Raw genomic sequence first — 16,822 nt, 5'->3', positions numbered from 1 at the left:
ATAATGATAAAGAAACTCATATTAATAGTTTTAATTGGCTTTGCTAATAACGCAATAGGTCAAATTAAATTAGAGGGTGTTGTAAAAGATAGCATAGGCGCGCCATTAGAATTGGCAAACGTAATAGCTATTAATCAAGAAACAAAAACCTTGCAGTCCTACGGAATTACAGATCAGGCTGGGTTTTATAGAATAAGTTTAGCTAAAAATGGTACCTACAGTATACAGGTAAGTTATATAGGTATGAAAACCTATACTGAAACCATTACAACTGTAAATGATGATGTAGTTAAGGATATTGTTTTAGAAGCCGATAACGCCTTAGATGCTATCGAGTTAACCTACGAAATGCCTGTTACCGTAAAGGGAGATACCTTAATTTATAATGCCGATTCTTTTAAAAACGGAACAGAACGCAAACTAGAAGATGTATTAGAAAAGCTTCCAGGTGTCGAAATAAATGATGACGGCCAGGTAGAAGTGGAAGGGAATGTAGTAAGCAAGTTAATGGTTAATGGAAAAGATTTTTTTGATGGCGATACCAAATTAGGTATTAAAAACATTCCTTCGAATGCTGTCGATAAAATACAGGTACTCCGTAATTTTTCTGAGGTTGGTCAATTAAGTGGTGTTACTAATAATCAAGATAATGTTGCTATTAATATAAAACTTAAAGAAGGAAAGGAGAATTTTTGGTTTGGTAATATTACCGCAGGAGTTGGAGCCTCTCCCGATGATGAACTCTACATCTTGCAACCAAAATTGTTTTATTATAGCCCTAAGTTTAGCTTAAATTTTATTGGAGATTTAAATAATACAGGCGATTTGGCTTTAACGCGAGAAGATCTTCGTGGTTTTGGTGGTGGTTTTAGAGCACCAAGTAGAAGCAGCGGAACAAGTATTAGTTTAGGAAATAACAGTCTTAATTTTTTAACGTCGCAAAACAATGCTCTAGAAATTAAAAACAAATTAGCGGCAACAAATTTTAGTTATTCGCCTAACAAAAATTTAGATTTAAGTGGATTTGCTATTTTTAATAGCAGCAATATTTTATCAAAGGAAAAAAGTTTGGTGCAGTATACAGATTCCGATTTAGGGATTCCAGACGAAGCTACCGAGCAAAATAGCGAGGAGCGGTCTAATCAAGGTTTACTAAAACTTAGTGCAGCCTATAAGCCTAATATTAATAATCAATTAGATTATGATATTTTAGGTCGATTCTCTAAAGACACTCAAAATCAAAACTTGTTTTCTAGTGTTCTAGGGAACACCACACAGTTAGATGAAGCTACGCCTTTTAGTATTAGTCAAAGTTTAAATTATTATTACACATTAAATGAAACTAATATTTTTGCTTTTGAAGGCCAACATTTAATTAAAAATGAAGATCCGTTTTACAATGCACTATTGTTAAATAATCCTGATAATAATGAAGATGAAGACAATGATGCTTTTGATACAACTGCAGATGCCATAGGGTTTTTAACAAATTTAGATTATTACGATATTGGGCAAAACAAACGTATTAAATCGAACCAAGTTGATGCTAAAATTGATTATTACAATATTCTTAATGGTAAGAGTAATATCAATTTTACTTTAGGAACTATTTATAGTAGACAAGAGTTTAACTCGAATATTTTTCAGTTTTTAGAAGATGGTTCAGAGTTTGAACCAACCCCAAGTTTTAACGATGGTTTAGCAAAAAATGACACCGAGTATAATTTTACCGATGTTTATTTAGGAGCACACTATACTTTAAAAACGGGTAAGTTTACCATAACACCAGGGTTTTCTGTGCATGCCTACGGAAATAAAAACACCCAGTTTGGTGAAACATTCGAAGATAGTTTCTTTAAGCTGTTACCAGATTTCGAGACTCGAATTCAGCTTAAAAAAAGCGAGAGTTTAACACTGCGTTATCAAATGCAAAATCAGTTTACCGATGTTACAAATTTAGCACAGGGCTTAGTATTTAATAGTTTTAGTAGTATTCAATACGGAGAGCCAGAACTACAAAATGCCTTATCGCATAATTTAAGTTTGTTTTACAGAAGTTTTAATCTTTTTAATTACACTAATGTATATGCAAGACTTGCTTACAATAAGAATATCGATCAAATACGAAGTCTTACCGATTTTGATAATGTAATAAGAACAAGTACATTTTTCAATTCTAATTTTGCCGATGAAAGTGTTTCGGCTAGTGGCCGTGTTCAACGTACTTTTGGGAAATTACAAGCAGGAATTTCAACGAGTTTAAACTATAGTAAAATTAATCAGTTTATTCAAGGGCAGCAGTCTTTAAACGAACAGTTTACACAAAGTTACACACCAGAATTAAGAACTAATTTTAGAGAGGCACCAAACGTTAGGTTAAGATACCGCTATAGTGTTTCAAATAACGATCAGGGTTCAAGTTCTACAAAGTTTGTTACTAAGGCGCCTTCTATTAATTTTGATGCTTACATATGGAAGTCGGTAACTTTCGAAACCGATTTTACATATAGCAATCAGGACGATGGTGTAAATCCATCACAATCCTTTAAAACTTGGGATGCCTCTTTAGCATACAGAAAAAATGAAGACTCCAAATGGGAATATGTTTTAAAAGCTACTAATTTATTAGATATAGATTCTAGAGTACGCAATAGTGCAACAAACTTGTCTGTTTTTAGTTCAGAAACTTTTATTCAGCCTCGATTTGTAACCTTAAGAATACGTTACGAGTTGTAATTTAATGGGTTAGACATCCCGAATTAATACTCGGGATGTCTTTTTAAATCCGAAAGGTTTTCTATTCTTTTAATGCTGAAATATGCGCAGCAAGAAAAAAATAAAAAAAAATATTAAATTCTTCATTTTATCTTTGCAGAATTAAGAAACAATAATATATTTGCGGTCAGTTTTGGGGAGATACTCAAGCGGCCAACGAGGGCAGACTGTAAATCTGCTGACTACGTCTTCGCAGGTTCGAATCCTGCTCTCCCCACTTAACTCGAAAAGTCTGCCTTGGCAGACTTTTTTTGTTTCTAGAAAAATCCAAAACCTGTTTTAGGATTTTTCTAGAAACGAAAAAAGTAGGCTGTATTAACAGCGTTCCTTTTCATTTTTCAGGAGTGGGGAACAAGGATACGTAATCCTGTGCTTTACTTATTTCAACTTGTAAATTCTAATGCATTATAGTTAGATTTGCACGCAGAAAATATATTCATGACACATACTTTAGAAGCATTGCAATCTGGACAGCTAATTGGCCTTAAAAGACTAAAATTAGCCTGTGGGTTAAAAACATTTCCAGAGGACATTTTAAAACTAGCCGATACCTTAGAAATTCTAGATTTATCCGGTAACGATCTTTCTATATTGCCAGATAGTTTTGCCCAACTAAAGAAATTAAGAATTTTATTTTTTGCAAATAATAAGTTTACAGTATTTCCTTCGGTTTTAGCTCGGTGTCCTGAATTGAGTATGATTGGTTTTAAATTCAATCAAATCACAACAGTTCCTGAAGATGCATTTCCACCCAAACTAAACTGGCTTATTCTAACTGATAATAAAATTAAGGCATTACCCAAAAGTATAGGAAAAGCAAATAGACTCCGTAAATGTGCCTTATCAGGAAATAAAATTGAAGCATTACCCGACGAAATGGCAAACTGTGTAAACTTGGAGCTTTTACGTATTTCGGCAAACCATTTAAAAGTGATTCCTAATTGGTTATTTAAGTTGCCTAAATTAACATGGATAGCTTTTGGAGGAAACCCTGTAGCGCAAAGCATGCCATGTAATAACAATCTAGAATCGTATAATTGGGACCATTTCAGTATTAAAACATTAATTGGCGAGGGTGCTTCTGGATTTATTTCTCGTGCTCGTTGGGAACAAAAGCAAGAAGATGTTGCTATAAAAGTGTTTAAAGGCGCTGTAACTAGCGATGGTTTACCCGAAGATGAAATGGATGCTTCCATAGCGGCCGGAAACCATAAGAATTTAATACCTATTTTGGGTAAAATAAAAAATCATCCGGATGGTAAAAGTGCTTTAATAATGGAACTTATAGCTTCCAATTATAGTAATCTAGGAAATCCTCCAAGTTTAGAAACATGTACAAGAGATGTATTTGATGAAACCACTGGTTTTACAGCTAACCAATTATTAAAAATAGCAAAAGGTATGGCCTCGGTATGTGGGCAATTACATGAGAAGGGTATTAATCATGGCGATTTTTATGCCCATAATATCTTGGTAAATAAAACAGCAGATTGTTATTTAGGCGATTTTGGAGCAGCTAGTTTTTATAATGTAAATGGGGAAATTGCACCAAATATACAACGCATAGAAGTAAGAGCTTATGGGTGTCTGTTAGAAGATGTTTTAAATGTAGTTAGCCAAGATTCTTTTAACGAAGGCCAACTAAATAATTGGCTAAAACTAATTAATGATTGTACTAAACCAGATGTTATAGCTCGACCTAGTTTTTCAGAAATTACGGAGGTTTTAAATACCTTTTAAATAAAAAAAATCTGTAATTAAAAATTACAGATTTTTGTATAAGTTGAAGAAATAAGAATTTATTTTCCTTTTTTCTGTTTATTAATTTCGTCTTGCAATTGGCGTCTCACTTTTTGTTCGCGCTCTAATGCTGTTCTGCGGTGCTCATCGAATTCTTCTTCAATTTCAGCTAAATTATGATTCGCTTTTCTAGTAATAGCATTACTGTTTTTAAATTTATAAATAAACAAAATTAGTAAAGCTAATAAAGCACCTATAATAGACCACATAAGCACATTGTAGTTTATTTTACTCATTTGCATTCCAAAGAGTGCCATATTGTTTTTTTCAGAATTAGTGGTTTCTAAATCTGATTGCGTATTTGAAAGATTCGCTTTTAAAGCTAAAATTTCTTTAGCTTGAGACGACACTACAGCCTTTGTTTCTGCTAAATTTTTATGTACTGTTTTTAAAGAGTCTAAAGTATGAGCACGAAGTGCTAATAACATACTTAATTTTACAGCTTCGTAAGGTTGACCGTTGGTTCCTTTAAAATTCCCAGACTTTTTAAGGATATATTCAAATTGATTATCAATAGTTCCTTTGTATAAGGATAATTGGTCGTCGTCTTCAGTAGTGGTTTGAGAAAATGAATTAAAGCTTATTAAACAGCTAAATATAAGTAAACATAGAGATTTGATAGGATTCATTTTAAATGCTTTTTGGTTGTATTTGGTTTGCGAATTTATAAAATATAGTTTATTAAACGATTAAAAATCAATAAAAAGCCTCATAAAAATGAGGCTATTTTATATACGATTCAAATCCTATATTAGATTATTAAAAATGTGTTTAAATTTATGGCGTATTAATAATGCGTATAACGTCTAACCTTTGCAATATATTTTGCTAAGCGTATAACTTGATGGCTGTATCCATATTCGTTATCATACCAAATGTATAAAATGATGTTTTTTCCATCTTTTCTAACAATGGTAGCCTTACTATCATAAATGGATGGGGCAGAACAGCCAACAATATCGCTAGATACCAGTTCGTCGCTCAATTCAAATTTAATTTGTTCTACCAAATCGCCTTCTAAGGCATATTTTTTTAAAACTGAATTCACACCACTAAGCGATGTTTTATTCTCTATTTCTAAATTTAAAATGGCTAACGATCCATTGGGTACAGGTACACGAATAGCGTTGGAAGTAAGTTTACCTTCTAAACTTGGCAACGCTTTAGCAACGGCAGTTCCAGCTCCAGTTTCTGTAATAACCATATTAAGGGCCGCAGCTCTTCCGCGGCGGTATTTACCATGAAAGTTATCCACTAAGTTTTGGTCGTTTGTATAAGCATGTATAGTTTCTAAATGGCCGCTTTTTACTCCAAAACTTTCTTCAATAACCTTTAAAATTGGGGTTATGGCATTTGTAGTACATGAGGCTGCCGAAAATATATCGATTTTATCAGGGTTATTTTCCTGTTGGTTTACACCATGAACAATATTAGGAATACCTTTTCCAGGGGCGGTTAATAAAACCTTTTTAACGCCTTTCGATTCTAAATGCTTACTCAAGGCTTCTTTATCTCTAAAGGCGCCAGTATTATCAATAACTAAAGCGTTATTAATATTATAGGTAGTGTAATCGATCTCTTCTGGCGTATTTGCCGAAATTATATGTACTGTAGTTCCATTAATTATCAAAGCATTCTGCTTAGCATCAATAGTAACGGTACCCGAAAAATCGCCATGTACCGAATCGTTTCGTAAAAGCGAAGCTCTTTTTTCTAGTATTTGAGCATTTATAGCCCCACGGGTAACAATGGCTCTTAGGCGTAATTGACTTCCTTTTCCGGTACGCGTCATAAGTTCTCTGGCTACCAATCTACCAATTCTACCAAAACCATAAAGTATAACGTCTTTTGGTTCAAAACTTCCATTTTTACTTGCGTCTTTTAGTTTGTGAGACACAAAGGCCTTGGCGTTATTATGTTTATTGTCGTCTAAATGGTACTCGTAAGTTAGCTTTCCAATATCTAATTTGGCAGGAGGGACGTTAAGGGCTTTTATGGCCTGAGCAATTTCAACCGAATCAAAAATAGAAATGGGCTTTTGCACAAATTTACCCGCGTATTCGTGCAGGTTTAAAATCTGACTCACATTTCTATCTATTAGTTGGTTTCTAAAAAGTACCAATTCAATCGATTTGTCATACCATAGATCGCTTACGGCTTTTATAAATTCTACAGTTGCTTTTCTTCGATCAGCCTGAAATGCTAATTCTTTTTCATAAGTTTTATTAGAACCCATAATGTATAAAGTTTAGTTTGTGGTGTTTTAGCTAAATTACCATATTTCAAACGTTTTCGTAAAGCACTTTAACGAATAAAATAACCCTTCAAATAATAAGTATATTTAAAGGGTTATTAAAATTAATTGGAACTTGATTTCGGTAATTAAAACTTATTATTCGTCTTAATTAGTATATAATCTATCTAAAATTATAGCGTTCTAAATCGCCATTCGTATTTATAACTTCTAGTCTTAAAGCTTCGTATCTAGATTTATTTCTTAAAGCACGTTGCACATCTTCTACATTTTTCACTTTAATATCGTTAATTGCTGTAATAATACAGCCTTCTTCAATACCATTCTTTTTCCAATATTCAGCATATTGCTCATCTAGTTCAGCAATTTTAACACCGTAAGTCACCTTAAATTTCTTTAGGTCTTTGGCCTTAGCATCTTTAATTCGTCCTACAAGCGGCATAGTAAAGGTGTCATTTTTTGCTAGGGTTACAGGTATAGTTTTTAAATCGCCATCTCTAGATACTATTAAGTTTACCACATCGTTAGGGCGTTTAGCGCTTAAATGTCCGGTTAAATCAGAGAATTTAGATACTTTAATATTATCAATTTCTTTAATTATATCACCTTTTTTAATACCTGCTTTTTCAGCTCCAGAATCTGCAACCACATCATCAATATAAACACCTTCCGTATCAGGAACTCCAATTTTTTCAGCATTCATACTATTTAAAGCACCACCTTGTATACCTAAAATACCATTTTGTACGTTTCCAAACTCCATAATATCTTCAATCACCTTTCTAGCAATATTACTAGGTACAGCAAAAGAATACCCTACATAAGAGCCCGTTTGCGATGTTATAGCGGTATTAATTCCCACCAATTCACCATTAGTGTTTACCAAAGCACCACCAGAATTCCCTGGGTTTACTGCCGCATCTGTTTGAATAAACGATTGTCTGCTTGTACCCGATAAATCTCTAGATTTTGCACTAATAATACCCGCCGTAACAGTCGATGTTAAATTAAAAGGGTTACCAACAGCCAAAACCCACTCGCCAATTTTAGCGTTGTCAGAATCCGCAAAAGTTACAAATGGTAATTCCTCGTCGGCATCGATTTTTAAAAGCGCGATATCCGTTTTTTCGTCTGCACCAACCAATTCCGCTGTATACGTTTTATTATTGTTTAAGGTAACCGATAATTCGTGGGCATTTTTAATAACATGGTTATTGGTAATTATATAGCCATCGGCGTTAATAATAACACCAGATCCTGTTCCTGTTTGGGCACGTTCAGACGATCGTCCCGAAAACAAATCTTGCATGGTGTATGTCCCTTTACTAAGCGTAACATTTTTAACGTGTACCACCGCGTTTACAGTATTTTCGGCAGCTACGGTAAAATCTATTTTATCCTCGGCACTAAATAAAGGCCGTGTGTTGGTTGTTGGTAAAAATGTAGGGTTTTCGGCAGCTGCAGCAATAACAACAGGTTGCTTTTCTTCTAAAAAAAGCTTGTAGGTTCCTAAAGTGAAAATGCCACCCAAAGCCGATACGAATACTAATGTTAAAATCTTTTTCATATGCGTTAATCTTGTATGTTTTAAAATTATTTCAATCTATTTAACGATTAAAATTAATTATTTATTGAATACATAAATTCATTTTAACTTTTTTTAACGCCAACTTTAACGCTCATTTAACACTCAAAAAAAAATAATAATTTGGGCGCTACCACAAGGGTCGGGCTATTCATTTCAAGTCCTCGGTCGTTCCTCCCTGTGGGCTTTCCATTGCTATCCCTAGCGCACTTAACATTAAAGTGTAGTAATTAATAACTAGCTTTAATATTACCCTAAAAAATTTAAATCACTTCTTTATCTTTGTGGTTCATTATGCAGCAAACTTTTTATAAATACCAAGGAACAGGGAATGATTTTGTGATGATTGATAATCGTCAGCAAACATTCGATAAAAACGATACCAAACGCGTTGCCTTTTTATGCGACCGCCGATTTGGAGTAGGAGCAGACGGATTAATTTTACTAGAAAACCATCCAGAACACGATTTTAAAATGGTGTATTACAATGCCGATGGTAATGAAAGTACCATGTGTGGTAATGGTGGGCGATGTTTAGTCGCTTTTGCTAAGCAATTGGGCGTTATTAAAGATAGAGCCGTTTTCGAGGCTATCGATGGTTTACATCACGCCACTGTAGAAGGCGATATTGTTAATTTACAAATGCTAGATGTGTCTAAAATCGAAACCCATAAAAACCATGTGTTTTTAAATACAGGGTCTCCGCATCATGTACAATTTGAACCTAATATTGAAGATTTTAGTATTAAAACCAAAGGCGCAAATATTCGCTATGGCGCACTTTATAATGAGGCCGGTACCAATGTTAATTTTGTAAAAAAGCAATCGGATACAGAGTTTAGAGTGCGAACTTACGAGCGCGGTGTCGAAGACGAAACGTTATCTTGCGGAACAGGTGTAACAGCCGTAGCTATTGCTATGCATTATATTGGTGAAACCGAAAAAAACTTAGTTAATTTAAATGTCCAAGGCGGAAAACTAAAAGTAAGTTTTAATGTTGAAGACGGCATTTATAAAAATGTATGGCTAAGTGGTCCTGCAAAATTGGTTTTTAAAGGTAGTATATGATTACTCTAAAAGGCGAAAACATATATTTACGTGCTTTAGAGCCCGAAGATTTGGACTTTATCCATACCATCGAAAACGATGAGTCTATTTGGGAAATTAGTAATACCCAAACCCCATATTCTCGGTTTTTAATTAAACAGTATTTAGAGCATGCGCACAAAGATATTTTTGAAGTAAAACAATTAAGATTGGTTATTTCAAGTTATAACGATGTGGCATTGGGAATGATTGATTTATTCGATTTCGATTTTAAAAACAGAAGAGCAGGCGTGGGGATTTTGGTTAAAGAACCTAACAATAGATTAAAAGGCTATGGTAGCGAAGCTCTAAAACTATTAATCAACTATAGTTTTAAGCATCTCGATTTACATCAGTTATACTGTAATATTTCAGAAGAAAATGATGCCAGTATCAAACTGTTTTCAAATCAAGGTTTTAAAGAAATAGGACTAAAAAAAGACTGGAACTATGTAAATGGTTCTTATAAAAACGAATACTTATACCAGCTTATTAATAAATAGATGTACATAAAAAAAATACTCTTAGCAATTTTAGTTATTGGCCTTATTGTGGCTGCTTTTTTCGCCAATTTTGTTTACAAAGCCATGTTAAAACCAAACACAGCTTTTAATAACGAAAGCGCCTATATTTATGTCCCAACGGGAGCAAACTATCAAGATGTTCGTACTCAGTTGGAACCTTTATTGGAGGATATAGAGTCGTTCGATGATTTAGCCGAACGTAAAGAGTATAATAAATACGTTAAGGCAGGTCGTTTCCAAATAAATAAAGGGATGACTAATAACGATATTATAAACTCTATTAGAAGCAAAAATTTGCCAATAAAAGTATCTTTTAATAATCAAAGTACACTCGAAAAATTAGCAGATCGTGTTTCAAAAGAAATTGAAGCAGATAGCATTTCCCTTTTAAATGCCATGAAGGATAGCGCTTTTTTAAGCGAAAACGGTTTTAAAGAGCCTACAGCTTTAGGTATGTATTTACCAAATAGTTATGAGTTTTTCTGGAACACATCTGCCGAAGATTTTAGAGCACGTATGTTAAAAGAATACAAACGATTCTGGACCGATGCTAAAATTAAAAAGGCAAATGCCATTGGTTTATCGCAAGATCAAGTTATCGCATTGGCGTCTATAGTGTACGAAGAGTCTAAACAAGCATCGGAGCAGCCAAGAATTGCTGGTGTTTATATGAATAGGATACGTATAGGTATGCCACTTCAAGCAGACCCTACTTTAAAATTTGCGGCTTACCAACTTCCTAAATACAAAAACACGGTTATAAAACGCGTGCTTAATGTTCATAAAGACATTAATTCGCCTTATAATACGTACAAGAATAGAGGCTTGCCTCCAGGACTTATCGCCATGCCAGATATATCGGCCATAAATGCGGTATTAAACTATGAAAAGCATAGTTATTTATATTTTGCTGCCGATGCTAAACGTTATGGCTTCCATAAGTTTGCTAAAACCTTAGCGCAACATAATGTAAATGCTAGAGAGTATCAGCGTTATTTATCATCTCAAGGTATAAATAAATAGTGCGTTTTTGGGCTTTAAAACATATTATGCTTTTTGGTTTGATGCCGTTGGCTTCTTTTTCGCAATCTAAACTAAATGCCTTTTTAACCCCAAGCGACACGCTTAATAAACCACGCCGAAATACTGTGGTTATTACCGAAGCTGCTATAGGTGGCTTAACTTTGGTTGGACTAAATCAACTGTGGTATGCCGATTTCGAACAATCCAAGTTTCATACCACAAACGATAATAATCAGTGGTTACAAATGGATAAATTAGGACATGCGTTTACGTCTTATCAACTAGGAAAGCATGGAACTCAATTATTACATTGGAGCGGTGTTAACAAAAAGCATCAATTAATTTACGGAGCTACTTTAGGTTTTTCATTTTTATCGGCTGTTGAAGTGTTAGATGGATTTTCATCCGAATGGGGATTTTCATGGGGCGATATTATGGCCAACGGAGCAGGAACAGGACTCTATATTGGGCAAGAATTACTATGGAAAGAGCAACGAATTGCCTTAAAATACAGTTTTCATCAAACTAAGTTCGCCAAGCAACGTCCAGATAAACTCGGTGAAACCTTCCTAGAGCAAACCTTAAAAGATTACAACGGACAAACCTATTGGCTTAGCGCAAACATTCATTCTTTTTTTAAAAAAAGTAGTGTTCCTAAATGGCTAAATGTAGCGGTTGGCTATGGTGCCTATGGAATGCTAACAGGGGTGGAAGTTGTTGATAGTCAATTAATAAAAACCAATGGGGGCTATAGACAATACTATTTAAGTTTGGATGTAAATTTAAAAGAAATTAAAACAAACTCTAAGCTTTTAAGGTCTGTTTTCGATGTTCTTAACATGATAAAAATCCCTTTTCCAACCTTAGAATTCAATAAAAATAAGGCTGTATTTCATCTATTCTACATATAGAAAGTGTACTTAATCGATTAATTTTGAAGTTATTGAAAAAAGGTGTACTTTTGCACGCTCAAATTTCACGGTGTATATAATTTGTATATATATCGAAAAAATTTAAAATTATGATAAGGAATATTGGAAGATTCGTAACTATTACGCTTACAATATTAACACTATTGTATGTGTCGTTTCAATCAAATGAAACAATCGATTTAAGCAAGTACTCAACTGAAGGTTTAGACTTAAATTACACAGTTAGTAATATTGCTGCTGTGAACGAAAATGAATCGGAGTTATCGGATTCTGATTTTGAATTCTCACCTTACTTAGGAAAATCTTTTGTTGGTTTTAAAGAGGCCTTGGCTTTTAAAGAGTCTGGAGGCGATTATTCTAGTGTAAATACTTACGGGTATTTAGGTAAATATCAATTTGGCTCTGAAACATTAAAGCTTATTGGTATACATAACCCTGAAAAGTTTCTAAAAAGCCCAAAGCTACAAGAAAAAGCATTTATTGCTAATTCTGCACGAAACAAATGGATTTTAAGAAGAGATATTAAAAACTTTGTTGGTAAACGCATTAACGGTATTATTATAACAGAATCGGGTATGTTGGCTGCAGCGCATCTTGCCGGCCCAGGAAGTGTTAAAAAGTACTTAAGGAGCTACGGTTTGGATAATTTTGCAGATGGCTATGGAACTACCGTACACTATTACATGAAACGTTTTTCTGGTTATGATACCTCTTTTGTTAAAGCAAATAGAAAAGCTAAAGCTATATAATAGGTTTTAACTTTTATGAATTATAAATATGGTAGGTCTTTTATGAAGGTCTACCTTATTTTTTTTCCATTGGTTTGCGGTTTGGGTTTTTATAAACTCGGTGCTTAAAGTGATATCGCAGGCTACACAAATATCGGTGTTGTTCTCCAAAACAGCCGAAAGGTCTTCAAGCATTTTGTTATTCCTATATGGTGTTTCAATAAAAATTTGCGATTGGTTTTGCTCGAACGATAAACGCTCTAAACGTTTAATTTCTGCTTTTCGTTCAGCTTTATCTATAGGCAAATATCCATTAAAAGTAAAACTTTGTCCGTTCATTCCAGAACTCATAATAGCCATTAAAATAGAAGATGGTCCTACTAGTGGAACTACTTTTATGTTTTTTTGATGGGCAATTTTTACAACATCGGCTCCAGGATCTGCTACTCCCGGACAACCTGCTTCAGAAAGTAAACCAACATCTACGCCATTTAAACACGGATGTAAAAATGTAGGTAAATCTGCTTCATCTGTAAATTTATTTAAATGAAACATGTTTAATGATGGCTGCGATTTTTCCGGACTTATGCGTTTTATAAAGCGTCTTGCAGTTTTGTCGTTTTCAACAATAAAAGTGTCTATTTTATCTATGGCTTGTTTTACGCTAATAGGTAAAACTTCTAATGGTTCGTTGTCGCCTAAGGTTGTTGGTATAAGGTATAATTTACCGATTTTGTTAGTCATTTAATTTATCATAAGTTTTTTAATGGCTTTTGAATGGTCTTTCGTTGTAATTTCAATGAAATATAATCCTTGTGCGTAATTTTTTGTGGAATGGGTTATTGTTTTCTGATTTGGTTTGGTAATAGTTTTAATGTTTTGTCCGTTAATATTTAAAATAGTAATTGTGTTAACTTGGTTGTAGTTTTTAGTCAAATCTATTTTAATATAGTCTTCAGATGGATTAGGAAACATTTTAAAATGGTCTGTAGTTTTTACATTTGTGGTACTTAAGGAAGGATCCTGAATTTTATAAACCGTGGAGCCACCTGCAATATACAATTCACCATTAATATCTTCTCCAAATGTAGTCCAATTGTGTTTGTTTGTAGGTGTTTGTAGGCTCATGGACCAATTTCCTTCTGTATTGGTTAATAGTCCTATTTCTCCACTACAATAATCGGCAAAAAAATATTTTCCTGTAAAGCTTGAAAACGTAGAGCCTCTGTAAATGTAACCTCCGGTAATAGAGCATTTTCCACCTGAATGATTATATTCTGCAATCGGTTTTATAGTGCTGTTAATACCTCCAGTAGGGCAATTGCCTTGGTCGTTAAAAGGATTGCTGCCTTCAAAACATCGCCAACCATAATTGTCTCCCGGAGTTCCGGAGCCGTTAACTCTATTAATTTCCTCAATTAAATATTGTCCAACATCTGCAATCCATAGGTCGCCATTGTTTTTATCAAAAGAAAACTTCCAAGGATTTCGTAAACCAATAGCGTAAATCTCAGGTCTAGGGTCTGTTGGTTCATTGGCCGATGCTGCATACGGATTGGTACTAGGTATAGAGTAAAGGTTGCCACTTACATCAATTCTTAGTAATTTTCCAAAAAGACTAGAGGTGCTTTGTGCTCTATCTGAGGGATCACCACTGCTACCACCATCGCCAACAGCAATATATAAAAAGCCATCTGGTCCAAAAGCTATTTTTCCTCCGTTATGATTCCCAAAGGGTTGCTGGTACGATAATAAGGTAGTGCCATTGGTGTTGGCTATATCTGGATTACTACTTACTGTATATCGTGCAATTATTGTGTTTGGTTTTCCTGTGCTGGTATTGTCTGTGTAGTTTACATAAAATCTTCCTGTAGAAGCATAGTCTGGAGCAAAAGCTAGTCCTAATAATCCGCGTTCTCTACCAGCGCCAACACGACTTGAAATATCCAAAAACGGTGTAGTATTAACGCTGCCATTTTCGTTTAAAATTTTTATTACTCCAGATTTTTCAATAATAAACAGACGGGAGTCATCAACAGTATTGGTAATAGAAATTTCGACAGGCTGCGAAAATCCTGAAGCAAAACTAACGAGATTAACAGATTGCGATAACAATATAGTGCTGTAAAAACAACATGTAATTAGAAAAGTTAGTGATTTCATGGTGTCTCTTTTCACGTAAAGTTAATAAATAAGACCCTAATTAATTGAGAAAGATAAAATTAGATAAGATGGCTTGCAATAACATCGCAGGCTTCATCTAACATTTGGTATACATTTTCAAAACCATGATCACCGCCGTAATATGGATCTGGAACTTCGTAATTTTTACCTTCGTGTACTTCGTTTAAAATAAGTTTTACTTTTGCAATGTCTTCATTGTGTCTAGCCAACTTAATAACGTTGTTGTAATTAGATTGATCCATAACATAAATCAAATCAAATGTATCAAAATCGGTAACATTGAATTGTCTGCCTTTTAAACTAGAAATATCTAAACCATATTTCCTTGCAACGGCTATAGAGCGGGTATCTGGAGCAGCACCACTATGGTAGTTGGCAGTTCCGGCAGAATCCACTATAAAATCTTTTGAAAGTTTTGACTTTAAAATACCTTCAGCTAGAGGAGAACGACAAATGTTTCCTAAGCAAACCATTAAAATTTTAGTCATGATAATTGTATTATCTTAAACAGAAAGTTTTTTACCAATATCCTCAACATATTTTCTAAATTGTTTATCTGTTGAAGATAGGTTGTCAACGGTTTTACAAGCATGTAAAACGGTTGCGTGATCACGCTTTCCTATTTGAGAACCAATACTTGCCAATGATGCCTTAGTGAATTTTTTAGCAAAAAACATGGCTAATTGACGTGCTTGAACAATGTGGCGTTTTCTGGTTTTAGACTGCAGTGTATCAATATCCATTTGGAAATAATCTGATACCACTTTTTGAATGTAGTCTATTGAAACTTCACGTTTTGTGTTTTTTACAAATTTTTCGACAATAACGCGAGCCAAATCAATTGTAATTTCTTTTTTGTTGAAAGATGATTGCGCAATTAAAGAAATAATAGCGCCTTCAAGCTCTCTAACATTAGATTTAATGTTTTTGGCAACGTAATCTATAATATCGTCTGGCATTTCAACACCATCGCGATATAGTTTGTTTTTTAATATGGATACGCGAGTTTCAAAATCAGGATTTTGTAATTCTGCTGAAAGTCCCCATTTAAAACGCGATAATAAACGTTGTTCTATATCTTGCATATCAACCGGAGCTTTATCACTTGTTAAAATAACTTGCTTTCCGTTTTGATGTAAATGGTTAAATATATGGAAGAATACATCTTGTGTACCTGTTTTACCAGATAGGAATTGTACATCATCAATGATTAGAACATCAATAATTTGATAAAAATGAATAAAATCATTTCTATTATTCTTCTTAACGGCATCAATATACTGTTGTGTAAATTTTTCAGCCGAAATATATAAAACTGTTTTTTCTGGATATTTATCTTTAATATCTACACCTATAGCGTGCGCTAAATGTGTTTTTCCTAAACCTACACCACCAAAAATTAATAATGGATTGAATGATGTACCACCAGGTTTATTGGCAACCGCTAATCCTGCGCTTCTTGCTAATCTGTTAGAATCGCCTTCTAAGAAATTTTCAAAACTATAGTTTGGATTAAGCTGAGATTCTATTTTTACATTTCTAATTCCAGGAATAACAAAAGGATTGCGTAACTCTGGACTTTTATTGTTTAAAGGAACATCAACATCTTGAGATTTTAAAGCACCTCTATTAGCACTAGGAATTTTTTCAGTAAACGGTTGTTTGTTACCATATGTGTTTTCCATTTTAATAATGTAAACCAATTTGGCAGTTTCCCCTAACTCCTTAGTAAGTGATACTTTTAAGATTTTAACATAATGTTCTTCTAACCATTCGTAAAAGAATTTACTAGGCACTTGAATACTTAATGACGTGTCAGTAAGTTTAACTGCTTTGATTGGTTCAAACCAAGTTTTGTATGCTTGCGGTTGGATATTATCCTTTATAAATTCGAGACAGTTATTCCAAACCGATTGCGCAGTTACACTCAT

At 33.9% G+C, this 16,822-nt stretch carries 14 protein-coding genes and 1 tRNA gene; 8 read left to right on the top strand and 7 right to left on the bottom strand.

Translation table 11 applies throughout. The features are described from left to right. The first annotated feature begins 3 nt into the window (after nucleotides 1-3). The 3 genes from AAFN75_RS00075 to AAFN75_RS00065 all read left to right on the top strand — a co-directional run bounded on the left by AAFN75_RS00075 (nucleotide 4) and on the right by AAFN75_RS00065 (nucleotide 4,515). A complete protein-coding gene (locus AAFN75_RS00075) occupies nucleotides 4-2,736 on the top strand; it encodes a carboxypeptidase regulatory-like domain-containing protein (RefSeq protein WP_411807686.1) in 2,733 nt (910 codons plus the stop codon). A 174-nt stretch (nucleotides 2,737-2,910) separates the two neighbouring features. Further along, nucleotides 2,911-2,992, top strand: a tRNA-Tyr gene (locus AAFN75_RS00070). A 221-nt stretch (nucleotides 2,993-3,213) separates the two neighbouring features. Continuing rightward, complete coding sequence (locus AAFN75_RS00065; protein WP_411807685.1) at nucleotides 3,214-4,515, top strand: leucine-rich repeat-containing protein kinase family protein; 1,302 nt, start codon at nucleotides 3,214-3,216, stop codon at nucleotides 4,513-4,515. A gap of 59 nt (nucleotides 4,516-4,574) precedes the next feature. Here the strand turns inward: AAFN75_RS00065 and AAFN75_RS00060 are convergent, their stop codons facing one another. The 3 genes from AAFN75_RS00060 to AAFN75_RS00050 all read right to left on the bottom strand — a co-directional run bounded on the left by AAFN75_RS00060 (nucleotide 4,575) and on the right by AAFN75_RS00050 (nucleotide 8,396). Further along, nucleotides 4,575-5,204, bottom strand: a complete 630-nt coding sequence (locus AAFN75_RS00060; RefSeq protein WP_411807684.1) for a tRNA (guanine-N1)-methyltransferase — start codon at nucleotides 5,202-5,204, stop codon at nucleotides 4,575-4,577. A 158-nt stretch (nucleotides 5,205-5,362) separates the two neighbouring features. Then, nucleotides 5,363-6,811, bottom strand: a complete 1,449-nt coding sequence (locus AAFN75_RS00055) for a glyceraldehyde-3-phosphate dehydrogenase (protein ID WP_411807683.1) — start codon at nucleotides 6,809-6,811, stop codon at nucleotides 5,363-5,365. 181 nt (nucleotides 6,812-6,992) lie between these two features. Next, a complete protein-coding gene (locus AAFN75_RS00050) occupies nucleotides 6,993-8,396 on the bottom strand; it encodes a trypsin-like peptidase domain-containing protein (protein WP_411807682.1) in 1,404 nt (467 codons plus the stop codon). A gap of 312 nt (nucleotides 8,397-8,708) precedes the next feature. Here AAFN75_RS00050 and dapF point away from each other — a divergent pair, with 312 nt between their 5' ends. The 5 genes from dapF to AAFN75_RS00025 all read left to right on the top strand — a co-directional run bounded on the left by dapF (nucleotide 8,709) and on the right by AAFN75_RS00025 (nucleotide 12,728). Next, nucleotides 8,709-9,482, top strand: coding sequence for a diaminopimelate epimerase (dapF, locus tag AAFN75_RS00045; RefSeq protein ID WP_411807681.1), 774 nt, complete (start codon nucleotides 8,709-8,711; stop codon nucleotides 9,480-9,482). After that, entirely contained in the window at nucleotides 9,479-10,003 is a 525-nt protein-coding gene (locus AAFN75_RS00040) for a GNAT family N-acetyltransferase (protein ID WP_411807680.1), read from the top strand. Before dapF ends, AAFN75_RS00040 begins: the two co-directional genes overlap by 4 nt. Beyond that, a complete protein-coding gene (gene mltG, locus AAFN75_RS00035) occupies nucleotides 10,004-11,047 on the top strand; it encodes an endolytic transglycosylase MltG (RefSeq protein WP_411807679.1) in 1,044 nt (347 codons plus the stop codon). A 26-nt stretch (nucleotides 11,048-11,073) separates the two neighbouring features. Then, nucleotides 11,074-11,958, top strand: a complete 885-nt coding sequence (locus AAFN75_RS00030; RefSeq protein ID WP_411807678.1) for a DUF2279 domain-containing protein — start codon at nucleotides 11,074-11,076, stop codon at nucleotides 11,956-11,958. Between the two features lie 110 nt (nucleotides 11,959-12,068). Further along, nucleotides 12,069-12,728 carry a peptidoglycan-binding protein LysM gene (locus tag AAFN75_RS00025; protein WP_144116300.1) on the top strand — a complete coding sequence of 220 codons (660 nt, stop codon included), beginning with the start codon at nucleotides 12,069-12,071 and terminating at the stop codon, nucleotides 12,726-12,728. 6 nt (nucleotides 12,729-12,734) lie between these two features. Here AAFN75_RS00025 and AAFN75_RS00020 read toward each other — a convergent pair whose 3' ends face one another. Genes AAFN75_RS00020 through dnaA form a run of 4 tightly spaced genes read right to left on the bottom strand, consistent with a single transcriptional unit; the run spans nucleotide 12,735 to nucleotide 16,822 of the window. Continuing rightward, nucleotides 12,735-13,451, bottom strand: a complete 717-nt coding sequence (locus AAFN75_RS00020) for an SAM-dependent methyltransferase (protein ID WP_411807677.1) — start codon at nucleotides 13,449-13,451, stop codon at nucleotides 12,735-12,737. Then, a complete protein-coding gene (locus tag AAFN75_RS00015) occupies nucleotides 13,452-14,870 on the bottom strand; it encodes a PQQ-dependent sugar dehydrogenase (protein ID WP_411807676.1) in 1,419 nt (472 codons plus the stop codon). Nucleotides 14,871-14,929: 59 nt separating this feature from the next. Next, nucleotides 14,930-15,379: a low molecular weight protein-tyrosine-phosphatase gene (locus tag AAFN75_RS00010; protein WP_411807675.1), complete on the bottom strand. Its 450-nt coding sequence runs from the start codon at nucleotides 15,377-15,379 to the stop codon at nucleotides 14,930-14,932. Nucleotides 15,380-15,394: 15 nt separating this feature from the next. Then, the gene (gene dnaA / locus AAFN75_RS00005; RefSeq protein WP_144116296.1) at nucleotides 15,395-16,822 is read right to left on the bottom strand and encodes a chromosomal replication initiator protein DnaA; all 1,428 of its coding nucleotides are present in this window, start codon (nucleotides 16,820-16,822) and stop codon (nucleotides 15,395-15,397) included.

The sequence above is a fragment of the Algibacter sp. AS12 genome (assembly GCF_046736315.1).
Taxonomy (GTDB): domain Bacteria; phylum Bacteroidota; class Bacteroidia; order Flavobacteriales; family Flavobacteriaceae; genus Algibacter_B; species Algibacter_B amylolyticus.
This window is presented reverse-complemented; position numbering and strand designations above follow the sequence as displayed.